13 protein-coding genes are annotated in these 15560 nt (G+C 42.0%); 4 read left to right on the top strand and 9 right to left on the bottom strand.

Annotated features, from left to right (window positions below):
* Nucleotides 1–2: 2 nt before the first annotated feature.
* From C9J46_RS04725 to glyA, 4 genes are all read right to left on the bottom strand, one after another.
* Nucleotides 3–659 carry a riboflavin synthase gene (locus C9J46_RS04725; RefSeq protein WP_105060781.1) on the bottom strand — a complete coding sequence of 219 codons (657 nt, stop codon included), beginning with the start codon at nt 657–659 and terminating at the stop codon, nt 3–5.
* A gap of 29 nt (nt 660–688) precedes the next feature.
* On the bottom strand, nt 689–1813 hold the full coding sequence (ribD, locus tag C9J46_RS04730; protein WP_107290603.1) for a bifunctional diaminohydroxyphosphoribosylaminopyrimidine deaminase/5-amino-6-(5-phosphoribosylamino)uracil reductase RibD: 1125 nt from the start codon (nt 1811–1813) through the stop codon (nt 689–691).
* A gap of 10 nt (nt 1814–1823) precedes the next feature.
* Entirely contained in the window at nt 1824–2273 is a 450-nt protein-coding gene (nrdR, locus tag C9J46_RS04735; protein ID WP_107205413.1) for a transcriptional regulator NrdR, read from the bottom strand.
* A gap of 213 nt (nt 2274–2486) precedes the next feature.
* Nucleotides 2487–3737: a serine hydroxymethyltransferase gene (gene glyA / locus C9J46_RS04740; RefSeq protein ID WP_107205412.1), complete on the bottom strand. Its 1251-nt coding sequence runs from the start codon at nt 3735–3737 to the stop codon at nt 2487–2489.
* A 393-nt stretch (nt 3738–4130) separates the two neighbouring features.
* Here glyA and C9J46_RS04745 point away from each other — a divergent pair, with 393 nt between their 5' ends.
* Nucleotides 4131–4745 carry a YitT family protein gene (locus C9J46_RS04745; RefSeq protein ID WP_107205411.1) on the top strand — a complete coding sequence of 205 codons (615 nt, stop codon included), beginning with the start codon at nt 4131–4133 and terminating at the stop codon, nt 4743–4745.
* Between the two features lie 58 nt (nt 4746–4803).
* Here the strand turns inward: C9J46_RS04745 and glnB are convergent, their stop codons facing one another.
* The 3 genes from glnB to purL form a co-directional block, all read right to left on the bottom strand.
* On the bottom strand, nt 4804–5142 hold the full coding sequence (gene glnB, locus C9J46_RS04750) for a nitrogen regulatory protein P-II (protein WP_006646656.1): 339 nt from the start codon (nt 5140–5142) through the stop codon (nt 4804–4806).
* Between the two features lie 100 nt (nt 5143–5242).
* Nucleotides 5243–5647: a hypothetical protein gene (locus tag C9J46_RS04755; RefSeq protein ID WP_107245680.1), complete on the bottom strand. Its 405-nt coding sequence runs from the start codon at nt 5645–5647 to the stop codon at nt 5243–5245.
* 178 nt (nt 5648–5825) lie between these two features.
* Entirely contained in the window at nt 5826–9743 is a 3918-nt protein-coding gene (purL, locus tag C9J46_RS04760) for a phosphoribosylformylglycinamidine synthase (protein WP_107290604.1), read from the bottom strand.
* Between the two features lie 446 nt (nt 9744–10189).
* Between purL and mltF the strand changes: the two genes are divergently transcribed.
* Nucleotides 10190–11680: a membrane-bound lytic murein transglycosylase MltF gene (gene mltF, locus C9J46_RS04765; RefSeq protein ID WP_107290605.1), complete on the top strand. Its 1491-nt coding sequence runs from the start codon at nt 10190–10192 to the stop codon at nt 11678–11680.
* An 80-nt stretch (nt 11681–11760) separates the two neighbouring features.
* Here mltF and tadA read toward each other — a convergent pair whose 3' ends face one another.
* Both tadA and C9J46_RS04775 read right to left on the bottom strand, forming a co-directional pair.
* Nucleotides 11761–12288 (bottom strand): tRNA adenosine(34) deaminase TadA, encoded by a 528-nt coding sequence (tadA, locus tag C9J46_RS04770; protein ID WP_107205407.1) that lies wholly within the window; start codon nt 12286–12288, stop codon nt 11761–11763.
* A gap of 30 nt (nt 12289–12318) precedes the next feature.
* Nucleotides 12319–13209 carry a LysR substrate-binding domain-containing protein gene (locus C9J46_RS04775; RefSeq protein ID WP_107290606.1) on the bottom strand — a complete coding sequence of 297 codons (891 nt, stop codon included), beginning with the start codon at nt 13207–13209 and terminating at the stop codon, nt 12319–12321.
* A gap of 198 nt (nt 13210–13407) precedes the next feature.
* Between C9J46_RS04775 and C9J46_RS04780 the strand changes: the two genes are divergently transcribed.
* Entirely contained in the window at nt 13408–14538 is a 1131-nt protein-coding gene (locus tag C9J46_RS04780; RefSeq protein ID WP_005370059.1) for an S-(hydroxymethyl)glutathione dehydrogenase/class III alcohol dehydrogenase, read from the top strand.
* 83 nt (nt 14539–14621) lie between these two features.
* The gene (gene fghA / locus C9J46_RS04785; RefSeq protein ID WP_045129331.1) at nt 14622–15470 is read left to right on the top strand and encodes an S-formylglutathione hydrolase; all 849 of its coding nucleotides are present in this window, start codon (nt 14622–14624) and stop codon (nt 15468–15470) included.
* Nucleotides 15471–15560: the final 90 nt, after the last annotated feature.

Genomic DNA, 15560 nt, shown 5'->3' on the forward strand with positions numbered 1-15560 from the left:
ATTTAGCCAAGAAAACCCGTTCTCGCTAATAAATCCATTGTGACTTGCGGTTTTTTATCTGCAGCTTTATCACCCAACATTAAACGCTCTAAATAGCGGGCAATCACATCTACTTCAAGATTTATCATTCGGCCTGGTTTGAATGCGTCCATTGTTGTTTCTAATGCTGTATGCGGAACAATGGTTAACTTAAATTCATCACCATTAATTTCATTCACCGTTAAGCTAATCCCATCAACCGCAACCGAGCCTTTTTCTGAGATATATTTCGCTAAATGCGCGGGTACTTTTACCCAAAACTCAATAGCGCGTCCCGTATGGTGACGTTCAATAATCTCAGCAACAGCATCAACATGACCAGATACCATATGACCGCCAAAACGCGTCGTCGGTAACATCGCTTTTTCTAAGTTGACGACCTGACCAGCCTGATAATGAGCAAAGGCAGTACGTTTTAAGGTTTCTAATGACAGATCAGCAACATAGCCTTTACCTGTCAATTTAACCACAGTTAAGCACACCCCATTTGTCGCAATACTGTCACCCAATTTAACATCGGACAGATCAAGATTGCCTGAGTCGACAGTGACAGAAATATCAGCGCCTTTAGGTGTTAAAGCGGTAATGGTTCCAATTGCTTCAATGATACCGGTGAACATGGAGAGTCCTTGCTTCTTTATTCTATTGATTAACAGCGTTTAACGGTGGCTGTAATTTTTACATCACAATCAACCATACGTAGATCTGTAATATTCAGATCGATAACTTGATCCATCGCGGTTAATGGCGATAAATTCATTAAACTACGACTATCAGCCCCCATTAATTTTGGGGCCTGATATAAAATCAAACAATCAACTAATTGTGCTTCAAGTAATCCACCCGCAAGCCCAGCGCCAGCTTCAACCCAAATATGGTTTATGCCATTTTCTGCTAACTTGCGCATGAGTAATGTGAGATCGAGTTGTTGGCTATTTTCTCGGGTAGGAATTATCCACTGAGACACGGAGTCAGGCCAATCTTCATTACCTATTTCTGCGCGTGCCAAAATCGTTTCTCCCGGAAGGTGAAATAACTGATATGCCGGGGTTAATCGGTTTTGGCTGTCAATAATAACGCGAATAGGTTGACGAACATCTGCTTGTGGATATTCATCTTGAATCTGTGTACCCAACTCACTCCAACGCACATTCAGTGATGGATCATCAGCGATAACAGTGGCACTGGTTGATAATATTGCACCAGCTTGCGCACGATGACGTTGAACATCAGCACGAGCATAAGGCCCAGTGATCCATTTACTTTCACCGTTCGCTAACGCTGTTTTACCGTCAAGACTTGATGCCAGTTTTAATTCAACATACGGCATCTTGGTTGTCATTTGTTTAATGAACGCTTTATTAATGGCTTGAGCCTCTTCTTTAAGAAGCCCTACTTGCACATCTACCCCCGCTTTTTGCAACATTTCAACGCCACGTCCAGCCACTAACGGGTTAGGATCAACCATGGCACAAATAACTCTACTTACGCCTGATTTAATTAATGCTTCAGCGCAAGGTGGTGTGCGTCCGTAATGAGAGCAGGGCTCTAAAGTGACATAGGCTGTTGCACCTTTCGCGCGCGCACCTGCTTGTTTTAATGCAAACACCTCCGCATGGGATTCTCCCGCGCGAAAATGAAAACCTTCACCAAGGATTTCATCGCCATTAGCAATAACACAACCCACCTTCGGGTTTGGCGCTGTTGTAAAACAACCACGTTTAGCTAACTGAATAGCGCGTAGCATTAATCGTGTATCAAGGTTAGTAAACATTACACTCAGCTTAACGTTCTAGTTTGGCTATTTCTTCACCAAACTCACGAATATCTTCAAAACTACGGTAAACCGATGCAAAGCGAATATAGGCGACTTTATCGAGCTCTTTTAATGCTTCCATCACTAAGTTGCCGATCATCTCTGAAGGCACTTCTCGCTCTCCAGTTGCGCGTAAACGAGTTTTAATATTATTAATCGCACGCTCGATGTCATCCGTACTCACAGGACGTTTTTCTAATGCGCGTTGAATACCACCTCGAAGTTTTTCTTCATTAAACGGATCACGATTGCCATTGGTTTTCACCACACGAGGCATTACCAATTCGGCCGTTTCAAAGGTCGTATAACGTTCATTACAAGCTAAACATTGGCGGCGTCGGCGCACTTGGTGGCCATCCGCAACCAATCGTGAATCGATTACTTTGGTGTCATTCGCACCGCAAAAAGGACAATGCATTTAGCCTCCTACATTTAATCGCTTCAGTGTAACTCATTTAAAACCGTTAATGAGAATATTCACCCTGTTTTTCTACTCATTTTGATTAAAAAGCCACGAATAGTCGGTTTATTGTTCACTCCGAAAAAGCGCAAAATATAAAAAAGGCTTACCTAGTGGTAAGCCTTTATCATCATAACTCGACAGTTATGTTACTTAATGCATCTAAGTAGATTAAGCGTAAACAGGTAGACGCTTACAAATATCTAAAACTTTTGCTTTTGTTTCTGCAATAACTTCTTCGTTATCAACATTGTCTAAAACATCACACATCCAACCTGCAAGTTGACGCGCATCATCAGCAGTAAAGCCACGACGAGTAATAGACGGTGTGCCAACACGGATCCCTGATGTTACAAATGGGCTACGTGGGTCATTTGGTACACTGTTTTTGTTAACTGTGATGTTAGCGGCACCTAGTGCTGCATCGGCTTCTTTACCAGTGATACCTTTATCGATCAAATCAACAAGGAATAAGTGGTTTTCAGTGCTACCAGAAACAATCTTGTAACCGCGCTCTAGGAATTCACCTACCATTACTTTTGCGTTTTCAACAACACGTGCTTGGTAGTCTTTAAATTCTGGCTCCATTGCTTCTTTAAATGCGACTGCTTTTGCCGCAATAACATGCATTAGAGGACCACCTTGACCACCAGGGAATACTGCAGAGTTCAGCTTCTTATAAAGATCTTCACCTTCATTAGATAGGATAAGACCACCACGAGGACCTGCTAGTGTTTTGTGCGTTGTTGTTGTAACAACATGTGCATGTGGAACTGGGTTAGGATAAACACCCGCTGCAATCAGACCCGCTACGTGCGCCATATCCACAAAGAAGTACGCGCCAACTTTGTCTGCGATTTCACGCATGCGTTTCCAATCAACAATTTGAGAGTAAGCTGAAAAACCACCGATGATCATCTTTGGTTTGTGCTCAAGCGCTAACGCTTCAACTTCAGCGTAATCAATTTGACCGCTTTCATCGATACCGTATGGGATCACGTTGTAAAGCTTACCAGAGAAGTTTACAGGTGAGCCGTGAGTTAAGTGGCCGCCGTGAGCAAGACTCATACCTAGTACGGTATCGCCAGCATTCAGAAGTGCCATGTAAACAGCATTGTTCGCTTGTGAGCCTGAGTGAGGCTGAACGTTCGCGTATTCTGCACCAAATAGCTGACAAGCACGGTCGATAGCCAGTTGCTCGGCTTTATCAACAAACTCACAACCACCGTAATAGCGCTTGCCTGGATAACCTTCAGCATATTTGTTTGTTAGCTGAGAGCCTTGCGCTTCCATTACACGTGGGCTTGTGTAGTTTTCAGAAGCAATCAACTCGATGTGTTCTTCCTGACGAGCTGTTTCTTCCTGAATGGCTGCAAATAGTTCCGCATCATAATCAGCAATATTCATATCGCGCTTTAGCATCTGTATCTCCTAACTCAGCTAAGTTAAATACCATTTTGAGCAAAAACTGAAAAATCGCAATGCTAGGCGCCACGTGGACGCAAACGTTTTCGTCTTGCTTGTTAATTATCGTCTATCTTACATAAATTGATCTAAATCAGGTAGTCCTAATTGTTCTTTTTCTTAATGATTAACTCGGTTTATTTTCAATAGAGCATGAATAATTTTCATCTTGATATACGATTCATGGCTCGATTTTAAATCAAATATAGATGGCAAGTATTTTAACAATAAAATTATTTACAACAGTGTAAAAAATAAATTACAACGCTAAAAAGTGCTTTTCACACGTAAACTTTTATAAATTCTTATTCCCTCTTACTATGGCTTTATTATTTACAAGGAGTTGTTCCATTGAGTCGTATTAAACATCCTGTTCATGAAAATATGATCGCTATTTTAACGGGGACATTTATTGTTGCTCAGGGCATATTTTTTCTACAGCAAAGCCAGTTATTAACGGGAGGCACGACAGGACTCGCGTTACTACTCACCCATTTTGTCGATATCTCTTTTGGTAAGCTGTATTTTTTAATGAACTGTCCGTTTTATTTAATGGCATGGTTTAGAATGGGCAAATCTTTTGCTATTAGCAGCGTCTTATCTGGTGCATTGGTCTCTATTATGGTGGATAACCTTCACCATGTATTAGCTATCAGTTGGCTTAATCCAATTTACTGCGCAGTGATTGGTGGCTTATTGATGGGGCTTGGTATGCTGATATTATTCCGTCATCACACCAGTCTTGGTGGATTTAATGTTCTGGTTTTATTCCTTCAAGATAAATTTGGTATTTCAGCAGGAAAAATCCAAATGTCGATAGATATCTGTATCTTGGTTGCATCCTTTTTCTTTGTTACCCCAACCACTTTATTGCTTTCAATTCTTGGTGCAATTACCCTAAATATTGTCCTTGCAATGAACTACAAACCAGGCCGATATAACCCTGTGGTCCCTGATGTGAATTAGCAATAAAAAAGGAGCATTACAGTCAATGTAATGCCCCTTTTTTGTATTCTTATACAACTTAAATCGCGTCTTCGTCTTCTTCTCCGGTACGAATACGCACTACACGTTCAATATCAAACATGAATATTTTACCATCACCAATCTTACCTGTTTGTGCCGTTTCAACAATCGTATCAATGCATTGCTCTGCTACTTCATCAGTGACAACAATTTCAATTTTCACTTTAGGTAAAAAATCGACCATGTATTCTGCGCCACGGTATAATTCGGTATGGCCTTTCTGACGTCCAAACCCTTTCACTTCAGACACCGTCATGCCAGTAATACCTACTTCCGCTAATGCCTCACGAACGTCATCAAGCTTAAATGGCTTAATTATCGCTTCAATTTTTTTCATTCTCATCATCCTTTACTGAGCAGAAGTAATATTTTTACTTACAAGCAATTGATTTAATTGCTCTCATTATCGCAGATCCTACAGACAAATTTAAATTTATTTAAACTTCATGCAGTAAGTTTCGATCCATCCTACGCAATAATAAAAAAACTGAATACACTAAAACTACACTATTTAGCCCTAAGATCACCTGATTGCGATAAACACTAGGGACAAGTTCGGGGAGTATCGGAATAATACTGATATTAAGAAACATCGTTGCAGCAGGTATGTAGAAATACAGAGGAAGAAATCCCCATTTTTGACCTTTTAGTAAACCAATAATTGCCAACACGCCAGAAAATAAGACCAGTAAAACGATAATATTTGGCACTATAACTATTTGAGAGGTAGTAAAAAATTGGTCAAATCGGTCGAATTGACGAAAAATGCTTAGCGCAACCAGCACTGCCAGTATTTGGGATGCAATACATAAACGTAAAACTCTGGGAATACCTTCTCCCATATATAATCCTTTATCGCAATAAAAATTCCATTACATCTTATTCCCCAATTATAACCGTCTATTTTCAATTTTTAATGTGATTATTATCAATTAAAGGGTTGAAAAAGTGATTTTTATACAAGAAGAATAAAAAACCGCCATTTCTGGCGGTTTTTTGATTCTTCAACGCTGTTCTTTATTAACCTAAATTAACACGCGCATTTCTAAACATACGCATCCATGGGCTATTTTCACTCCAGTCATCTGGGTGCCATGAGTTTGCAACGGTTCTAAACACACGCTCAGGGTGCGGCATCATGATGGTTACACGGCCATCTGTTGTCGTCACACTGGTAATACCGTTTGGTGAACCATTAGGGTTCGCAGGGTACTGTTCTGTTAGCTTACCGTAGTTATCAATATATCGTAGTGCAACAATATCGGCTTGCTCTAATGCAGCAAGATGATCAGCATTACGCACTTCAACACGACCTTCACCATGAGATACCGCAATTGGCATGTGAGAGCCTGCCATTTCGTTAAAGAATAATGATGGGCTTTGTTGTACTTCAACCAAGCTAAAACGAGCTTCAAAACGCTCAGATTCATTGCGTACAAAACGCGGCCATAAATCAGCACCTGGAATTAAGTCACGAAGGTTAGACATCATCTGACAACCGTTACAAACACCTAATGCCAACGTATCATTACGGTTAAAGAAAGCTTCAAATTGATCACGCGCAATATTGTTAAACAATACTGACTTCGCCCAACCTTCACCCGCACCTAATACATCACCGTAAGAGAAACCACCACAAGCAACTAAGCCGTTGAAACCATCAAGTTTCACGTTACCCGCTAAAATGTCACTCATATGAACATCTTTCGCATCAAAGCCTGCACGATCAAAGGCTGCCGCCATTTCAACGTGAGAGTTAACCCCTTGCTCACGTAAAATCGCCATTTGCGGTTTAGCGCCAAGATTAATCGCAGGGGCAATAAATGGAGCCGCTACATCATCATTAATATCAAACGTCAGCTTCACATTTAAACCAGGATCTTGGGTATCTTTCTTGGCTTCAAATTCTTGCAATGCGCCAGCTGGGTTATCACGCATCACTTGCATTTGGTAAGTAGTTTCAGCCCATACGGCACGAAGTTCGGTACGGTTTTGCTCTAGCACTAAGTCATTGCCATTCCAAATACGAACAACATCTTCTTCAACCACAGTACCTAAAATATGGCTGCATGCTTCAAGACCGTTTGCTGCAAGTACCGACTGAACAAAATCAAGATCATCAGTACGTACTTGAATAACGGCACCTAACTCTTCGTTAAATAGCGAGGCTAATACATCATCAACTGCATCTTCACTGCCAGTATTAATATCAACTTCAATACCCGTGTGGCCTGCAAATGCCATTTCAGCTAGCGTGACGTATAAACCACCATCACCACGGTCGTGGTAAGCGAGTAGTTTTTCATCACGTACTAACGATTGCATTGCATAGAAGAAGCCTTTCAGTAATTCAGGACTATCTACATCAGCAGGCTTATCACCCAATTGCTTGTAAACCTGCGCCAGTGCTGTTGCACCTAGGCGGTTTTTACCACAACCTAAATCGACTAATAATAGGCTTGTATCACCTTTATCTGTACGCAGCTGAGGTGTCACGGTTTTACGCACATCTTCAACACGACCAAATGCAGTGATAATCAGCGACAATGGAGACGTCACTTCTTTCTCTTCACCGTCTTGTTGCCACTTGGTTTTCATTGACATTGAGTCTTTACCAACAGGAATCGTCAAACCAAGTGCTGGACATAGCTCCTCACCGACCGCTTTCACGGCTTCATATAAGCCAGCATCTTCGCCAGGGTGACCTGCTGGTGACATCCAGTTAGCCGAAAGATTGATACGCTTCATATCACCAATATCGCTACACGCAATATTAGTAACCGCTTCACCGACAGCTAAGCGTGCAGATGCGCCAAAATCGAGTAATGCAACAGGTGTACGCTCACCCATAGACATCGCTTCACCATGGTAGGTATCGTAACTAGCAGCAGTAACTGCACAGTTAGCAACAGGTACTTGCCATGGACCTACCATTTGATCGCGTGCAACCAAGCCGGTAACTGTGCGATCGCCAATTGTAATAAGGAAGGTTTTTTCAGCCACAGCTGGCAGACGGAGAATACGCTGCGTCGCTTCAACTAAGTCAATACCACTGCGGTCAATCGCTTGACCTTCTACTTTTTGTGATTTTACATCACGGTGCATTTTCGGCGCTTTGCCCAATAGAATATCCATTGGCATATCAATTGGCGTATCGTCGAAATGGCTATCTTCTAAGGTTAAATGACGCTCTTCTGTCGCTTCACCCACAACGGCATACGGCGCACGTTCACGCTGACAAATCGCATCGAAAACCGCCATATGTTCTGGTGCAACGGCCATAACATAACGCTCTTGAGATTCGTTACACCAAATCTCTAGCGGGCTCATACCTGGTTCATCGTTAGGAACATCACGAAGTTGGAATTTACCACCACGCTCGCCATCATCAACCAACTCAGGTAAAGCGTTTGAAATACCACCCGCGCCCACATCGTGAATAAAGGCAATTGGGTTAGCGTCACCCAGCTGCCAACAGCGATCAATCACTTCCTGACAGCGACGTTCCATTTCTGGGTTTTCACGTTGTACAGAAGCAAAATCCAGATCTTCTGCCGATTGACCGGATGCCATTGATGAAGCAGCACCACCGCCAAGACCGATATTCATTGCAGGGCCGCCAAGAACAATTAACTTCGCGCCAACTGGAATTTCTTTTTTCTGTACGTGATCAGCACGGATATTACCCATACCACCCGCGATCATAATTGGCTTATGGTAACCACGTACTTCTTCACCGGCATGCGACGTCACTTTTTCTTCATAAGTACGGAAGTAACCCAATAGGTTTGGACGTCCAAATTCATTATTAAATGCCGCGCCGCCAAGTGGGCCTTCAAGCATAATATCAAGCGCTGTAACAATGCGGTCTGGTTTACCAAAATCAGTTTCCCAAGGTTGTTCAAACCCCGGAACTTTAAGGTTAGAGACAGTAAAGCCCACTAAACCTGCTTTAGGTTTACCGCCAATACCCGTTGCACCTTCATCACGAATTTCACCGCCCGAACCTGTTGATGCGCCCGGCCATGGGGAAATAGCGGTTGGGTGGTTATGCGTTTCTACCTTCATTAAGATATGAGTATCTTCATGGTGGTAGTTATATTGACGAGATTCTGGATCGGGGAAGAAACGCCCTACTTTTGAGCCTTCCATTACTGCTGCATTGTCTTTATATGCCGACAATACGTGCTCATGGTTTTGCTCATAGGTATTTTTGATCATCTTGAACAATGACTTGTCTTGATCAACACCATCAATCGTCCAATCTGCATTAAAGATTTTATGACGACAGTGCTCTGAGTTAGCCTGAGCAAACATCATCAACTCAATGTCATTTGGATTTCGACCTAGTTTGGTGAAGTTCTCAACTAAGTAGTCAATTTCATCTTCAGCTAAGGCAAGTCCTAAGGTCAAGTTAGCTTGCTCTAATGCCTGGCGACCACCAGCAAGGATATCAACGCTTTTCACCGGTGCTGGCTCTGCTTGTTTGAATAAAGCAGCCGCGGCTTCAAAATCACCAACAATCACTTCCATCATGCGATCGTGGATTAACGCTTTGACTTGCGCTAATTGTGATGCTGATAGCTCGCAAGTTGATTCAATGTAATATGCGGTACCACGTTCAAGACGCTTAATTGATTTTAAGCCACAATTACGGGCAATATCGGTCGATTTTGATGACCAAGGAGAAATTGTCCCCGGACGAGGGGTAACAAGTAGCAAGGTGCCACAAGGCTCGTGCTCTGCAATCGTTGGACCGTAAGTTAAAAGACTCGCTAGTTTGCTATGCTCATCAGCAGTAAGGGCAGCAGATACATCAGCAAAGTGCATAAACTCAGCATAAATACCTGACACAGGCAGATCGAATTCGCGGCAACGCTCAAGTAGCTTATTAACGCGAAACTCAGACAGTGCGGGTGAACCACGCAAAATTTCCATGTGCAAACGTCTCTCGATTAGCGGTTAAAGAAAAGTAATATTGGCCTAACTCCCAAAAAAATGGGGTAATTACGTCAATGTCACCTCTGATTTATCCCTGATTATTGACTAAATAGATGAATAATCGATTTCGCACCCGCGCAGTATAAGCGATTTTTTTTTGTGACGTAACACCTGACGCAACCGTTTGCGTGTTTTTTTTTCAAACATCCTGAATTTATCAGTAATTTTGACATTAGCCCGATTTTTTGAGCAAAAACTAACCGATAAAACAAAAGGAGACTATTTTTTTGTTTCAATCCGTGAATTAACACATTCAACGACAGGGTTCAGCTTTTCCACTACCGTTCACTTTGATATAAATGACAGCTCATTTTTAAGTTAGGTTAGCTTTGTTGATATACCTTCAATCTCTTACCAATATATACCGTGTACTCATATCATTAATGCTTGCTTTATTATTAAGTGGTTGCCAATGGCAAGAAAAACCGCTTGATCCTTTAGAGCGCATTCGTGAAAGCGGTGTATTACGTGTAGGTACGTTAAATAATCAGCTGTCTTATTATATAGGGGCTGATGGACCAACAGGCCTAGATTATGAATTAGCTCAACGTTTTGCTAAAGAGCTAGGCGTAAAGCTGGAAATGCAAACCATGTTTACCCTCTCGGGCTTATTCCCTGCTTTAAAAAATGACGATATTGATATTGTTGCAGCAGGATTAACGGTAACGCCTCAACGTTTGCAAGGTTTTCACCCTGCTCCTGCTTATTATTATGCCAGCCAAGTGGTTGTTTATAAGAAAGGGAAACGCCGCCCTCGCGATATTGAAGAATTAGCCAATACTGACCGTTCGTTAGCTGTTGTAGCTAGCTCTAGTCATGAACGTAAATTAGAAGAGCTCAAGAAAAAATATCCCAACCTAACATGGCAATCGATCAAAGAAACCGATATCGACGACCTATTACGTAAAGTCGCTAATGGCGAGTTAGATTATACCGTTGCCGATTCTGTTGATGTTGCCCTACTACAACGAACTCATCCTGAATTAGCAATCGCACTTGAACTAACTGAAGATGAACCTATTAGCTGGTTTGTCAAAGACAGTAACAATGACAGCTTATATGCCCTCTTAATTGAATTTTTTGGTCATATAAAACAAAGCGGTGAATTAGCACAGCTAGAAGAGAAATACTTCGGCCATGTCGAACAATTTGATTACGTTGACACTCGTGCATTTTTACGCGCACTCGATAATAAATTGCCTAAGTGGCAAGGGCTATTTAAGAAGTATGCTAACGAGTTTGATTGGCGTTTAATTGCCGCTCTTTCTTATCAAGAGTCGCATTGGGATCCACAAGCGGTTTCTCCAACAGGCGTTCGTGGCATGATGATGCTGACCAACCCAACTGCGAAATCTGTTGGTGTTACTGATCGCCTCAATCCAGAGCAAAGTATTCGTGGAGGTACCGAGTATTTGAGAAAAATGGTTGCCCGTGTGCCTGACAGTATTGATGAGCACGAGAAAGTTTGGTTTGCTCTTGCCTCATACAATATTGGATTCGGTCATATGATGGATGCTCGTCGTCTAACGAAAGCACAACATGGTAATCCCAATACATGGGCTGATGTAAAGCAACGTTTGCCACTATTACAACAGCGAAAGTATTACACGCAAACTCGCTATGGGTATGCGCGCGGTACAGAAGCGGTTAACTATGTTGAAGGGATCCGCCGTTATTACCAAAGTATTATTGGTTTTGAGCAGACGCATAGCGACAATTATGATGGTGATGATGTCACGATTATTAATGGATTACAGACCATCACATTACCGAATAAACTAATACAAACTTCATCAGCGGCAAGAAACACCCTAACTAGCCCTTCTCAGGCGACAGCAACCTCAGCTGCGATTTCGGTCTCGACCTCAAAATAAATCGCCCACAATATAAAATTTAAAAACAAAAAAGCTCAGGTTATCCCTGAGCTTTTTCTTTTCCGTTGTTAGGCGATAGGTTAAAGCGACTGATCATTCGCCATCTGTTGTTTAGCTAATAGCTTTGCCGCTTTTTTCTCTGCTCGTCGACGTTTAAAAAAAGCTTGTAGCTGAGCACGACATTCCTCGACTAATACGCCTGATGTTTGCTCTACATGATGATTGACGCCATCATAGCTAAGTAAATTCATGGTACTTCCAGCCGCCCCTGTTTTTAGATCATCAGCACCGTAAACGACCTTTCCCACACGACAATGCACCATAGCTCCTGCACACATTGGGCAAGGCTCTAAAGTGACATACAATGTAGTATCAATTAAACGGTAATTTTCTAGCACTTTACCCGCTTGTCGCAACGCCATTATTTCTGCATGCGCTGTGGCATCATGTTGACCAATAGATCGGTTCCAGCCCTCACCCACCACTTGACCGTTATAAACAACAACGGCCCCAACAGGTACTTCACCTTCTTCTTCTGCTTTGGCTGCGAGCTCTATCGCACGGCGCATAAAGTGTTCGTCGTTTGGTTCTACTTGTATCGTCATCATTTACATATTCAGTCAAAAATACATTTTAGCTTATACGTCGTAATGGCTAATTCGCGGTAATTTCTCGGCCAAAAAGTCCACCAGCATTCTTATTTTAGGTGATAGGTGACGGTTATGTGGATACAGCGCCCAAATCCCTTCATCTGGCTCTTGGTAGTTAGTCAAAATAGGAACAATGGCACCCGAATCTAAATCTTTATCAATATAGTAATCAGGTAACTGCGCTATACCGATCCCTTTTAATACCGCATCACGTAAACCGTAACCACTATTGCAGTTTAAATTCCCAGAGACTCTAACACTTTTCTCTTTGCCTGATTCTTGAAAACGCCAATGATCATAGTTTCCGATCAAGCAGTTATGGTGACGTAATTCAGAAAGTGAATGTGGTACACCAAATCTTGCAAGATAATCAGGAGACGCACAAACATACATCGTACGAGAAGTTAAACGTTTTGCCATCATTGAAGAGCTTGTCAAACGACCAAGACGAATCGCTAAGTCAAAGCTACCTTCAACTAAATCAACCTGTCTATTGGTCATATCAATAACCACTTCAAGTTCTGGGTATTGCAGCATGAAATCATTCACTAACGGCATGATATATTTTTCACCGTAGGTGACAGGAGCCGTTAATTTAATTAAGCCTTGAGGTATTCCACGTAAGTTACTTAATGCGCGTTCAGCTTCTTCCAAACCGTCCATCACTTGACGACAGTGCTGGTAATACACATTGCCTTCTTCGGTCAATGACACCTTACGCGTAGTACGATAGAATAATTTCGTATTAAGTCGATTCTCTAAGGCACTGACTTGTCGGCTCACTTGCGCAGTTGAAATACTTAATCGTTTAGATGCCGCTGTAAAACTTTCAGTTTCAGCTACAGCTACAAATTCTGTTACGCCTTCCCATAGGAACATCTTACTTACCTATATTTTGATACCAATAACAGTCATTATTACTGTTAGGTAAAAGTTATTTGCACTTTAACCTAATTATCATTTATTCAGAAATAAATACAATAGTCTTCATCGAATCGAGACAGAGAAATTTCGATTAAACTTAATTACTCTCTACGAATATCAATAACAACGTAGAACAAATAGAAGAGAATTATAATGACTGATAAATTTATCAAATCAAAAGCTGCGATTGCATGGGGTCCAAACCAACCACTTTCTGTTGAAGAAGTTGATGTAATGCTTCCTCGTGCAGGTGAAGTTCTCGTTCGCATCGTTGCAACTGGCGTATGTCATACTGACGCATTCACACTATCAGGTGATGATCCAGAAGGTATCTTCCCTGCAATTCTTGGTCACGAAGGCGGCGGTATTGTTGAAATGATTGGTGAAGGCGTTACCGATCTTCAAGTAGGCGACCACGTTATTCCACTTTACACAGCAGAATGTGGTAAGTGTAAGTACTGTCTATCTGGCAAAACAAACCTTTGTCAGGCAGTACGTGAAACTCAAGGTAAAGGCTTAATGCCAGACGGTACAACACGTTTCTACAAAGATGGTCAACCTATCTTCCATTACATGGGTTGTTCAACATTCTCTGAGTACACTGTTCTTCCTGAGATTTCACTAGCGAAAATCAACAAAGAAGCACCACTAGAAGAAGTTTGTCTACTAGGCTGTGGTGTAACAACAGGTATGGGTGCGGTACTTAATACAGCGAAAGTTGAAGAAGGTAGCACTGTTGCTGTATTCGGTCTTGGTGGTATCGGTCTAGCAGCGATTATTGGTGCAACTATGGCGAAAGCAAGCCGCATCATCGCTGTTGATATCAACGAAGAAAAATTCGAATTAGCACGTAAGTTAGGTGCAACTGACTGCATCAACCCAATGAAGTTCGACAAGCCGATTCAAGAAGTGATCGTTGAAATGACTGACGGCGGTGTTGATTACTCTTTCGAGTGTATTGGTAACGTAAACGTAATGCGTTCTGCACTTGAGTGTTGTCATAAAGGTTGGGGCGAATCAGTAATTATCGGTGTGGCTGGCGCAGGTCAAGAGATCTCTACTCGTCCATTCCAACTAGTAACAGGTCGTGTATGGCGTGGTTCTGCATTCGGTGGTGTTAAAGGCCGTTCAGAGCTTCCAGGTATCGTTGATCGTTACATGGCAGGTGAATTCCAACTTGATGACTTTATCTCATTCAATATGGGCTTAGACAAAATCAACGAAGCATTCGACCTACTACACGAAGGTAAAAGTATCCGTACTATTATCCACTTCGATAAATAAGAATATAATTACATAATAATTAATGCGCAGAGATCATCTTCTGTACCCTATCTCTGCGCCTAATCTGACTGAGAGAGCATCCCATGCCTTTAGAAAACATTAGCTGTAATAAAACTGCTGGCGGTTGGCATAAACAATATACACATCGCTCAGAAGTACTTAATTGCGATATGCGTTTTGCTATTTTCCTACCACCACAAACGGCTGCAGGACAAAAAGTACCAGTACTTTACTGGTTATCAGGCTTAACGTGTACTGATGAAAACTTCATGCAAAAAGCGGGCGCTCAACGTATCGCAGCAGAATTAGGTGTTGCCATTGTTGCACCCGATACTAGCCCACGCGGTGAAGGTGTAGAAGATGATCCTGCAGGTAGCTATGATTTTGGTTTAGGTGCTGGGTTCTACGTGAACGCAACAGAAGCACCTTGGAATCGTCATTACAACATGTACGATTACATTGTTAATGAGCTACCAGCATTAGTTGAAGCGCACTTCCCTGTATCAGATCAGCGTGCAATCAGTGGCCACTCAATGGGTGGACATGGCGCATTGATGATTGCGATGCGTAATCCTGAGCGTTTTTCTTCAGTATCTGCATTTAGCCCAATTGCTAATCCAATGAATTGTCCTTGGGGTCAAAAAGCCTTCACTGGTTACTTAGGTAGCAACACTGAAACGTGGAAGCAATACGATTCAAGCGAGTTAATTCGTAAAGCTGAGAAAAAACTGCCAATGCTGGTTGATCAAGGTACTCATGACAACTTCTACATTGAAGGTCAACTTCGTACCGAAAGTCTAGCTGCCGCTGCAAAAGCAAATAACTACCCGGTAGAAATTCGCATGCAAGATGGTTACGACCATAGCTACTACTTTATGGCAACATTTATTGAAGATCACTTACGTTTCCACGTAGAGCACTTCAACAAGTAATGAGTATGCGTGTCATACTGAAGTATTCACATAATATCTTCAGATGCTAAATAGAAAAAAGCCTCACTATTCTTAGCGAGGCTTTTCTTT

This window comes from Photobacterium sp. GB-36, from assembly GCF_003026135.1.
Classification (GTDB): domain Bacteria; phylum Pseudomonadota; class Gammaproteobacteria; order Enterobacterales; family Vibrionaceae; genus Photobacterium.

Coding starts and splice junctions, on each gene's coding strand:
- C9J46_RS04725 (WP_105060781.1), bottom strand. CDS start 659: ATGTTCACCGGTATCATTGAAGCAATTGGAACCATTACCGCTTTAACA.
- ribD (WP_107290603.1), bottom strand. CDS start 1,813: ATGTTTACTAACCTTGATACACGATTAATGCTACGCGCTATTCAGTTA.
- nrdR (WP_107205413.1), bottom strand. CDS start 2,273: ATGCATTGTCCTTTTTGCGGTGCGAATGACACCAAAGTAATCGATTCA.
- glyA (WP_107205412.1), bottom strand. CDS start 3,737: ATGCTAAAGCGCGATATGAATATTGCTGATTATGATGCGGAACTATTT.
- glnB (WP_006646656.1), bottom strand. CDS start 5,142: ATGAAAAAAATTGAAGCGATAATTAAGCCATTTAAGCTTGATGACGTT.
- C9J46_RS04755 (WP_107245680.1), bottom strand. CDS start 5,647: ATGGGAGAAGGTATTCCCAGAGTTTTACGTTTATGTATTGCATCCCAA.
- purL (WP_107290604.1), bottom strand. CDS start 9,743: ATGGAAATTTTGCGTGGTTCACCCGCACTGTCTGAGTTTCGCGTTAAT.
- mltF (WP_107290605.1), top strand. CDS start 10,190: ATGCTTGCTTTATTATTAAGTGGTTGCCAATGGCAAGAAAAACCGCTT.
- tadA (WP_107205407.1), bottom strand. CDS start 12,288: ATGATGACGATACAAGTAGAACCAAACGACGAACACTTTATGCGCCGT.
- C9J46_RS04775 (WP_107290606.1), bottom strand. CDS start 13,209: ATGTTCCTATGGGAAGGCGTAACAGAATTTGTAGCTGTAGCTGAAACT.
- C9J46_RS04780 (WP_005370059.1), top strand. CDS start 13,408: ATGACTGATAAATTTATCAAATCAAAAGCTGCGATTGCATGGGGTCCA.
- fghA (WP_045129331.1), top strand. CDS start 14,622: ATGCCTTTAGAAAACATTAGCTGTAATAAAACTGCTGGCGGTTGGCAT.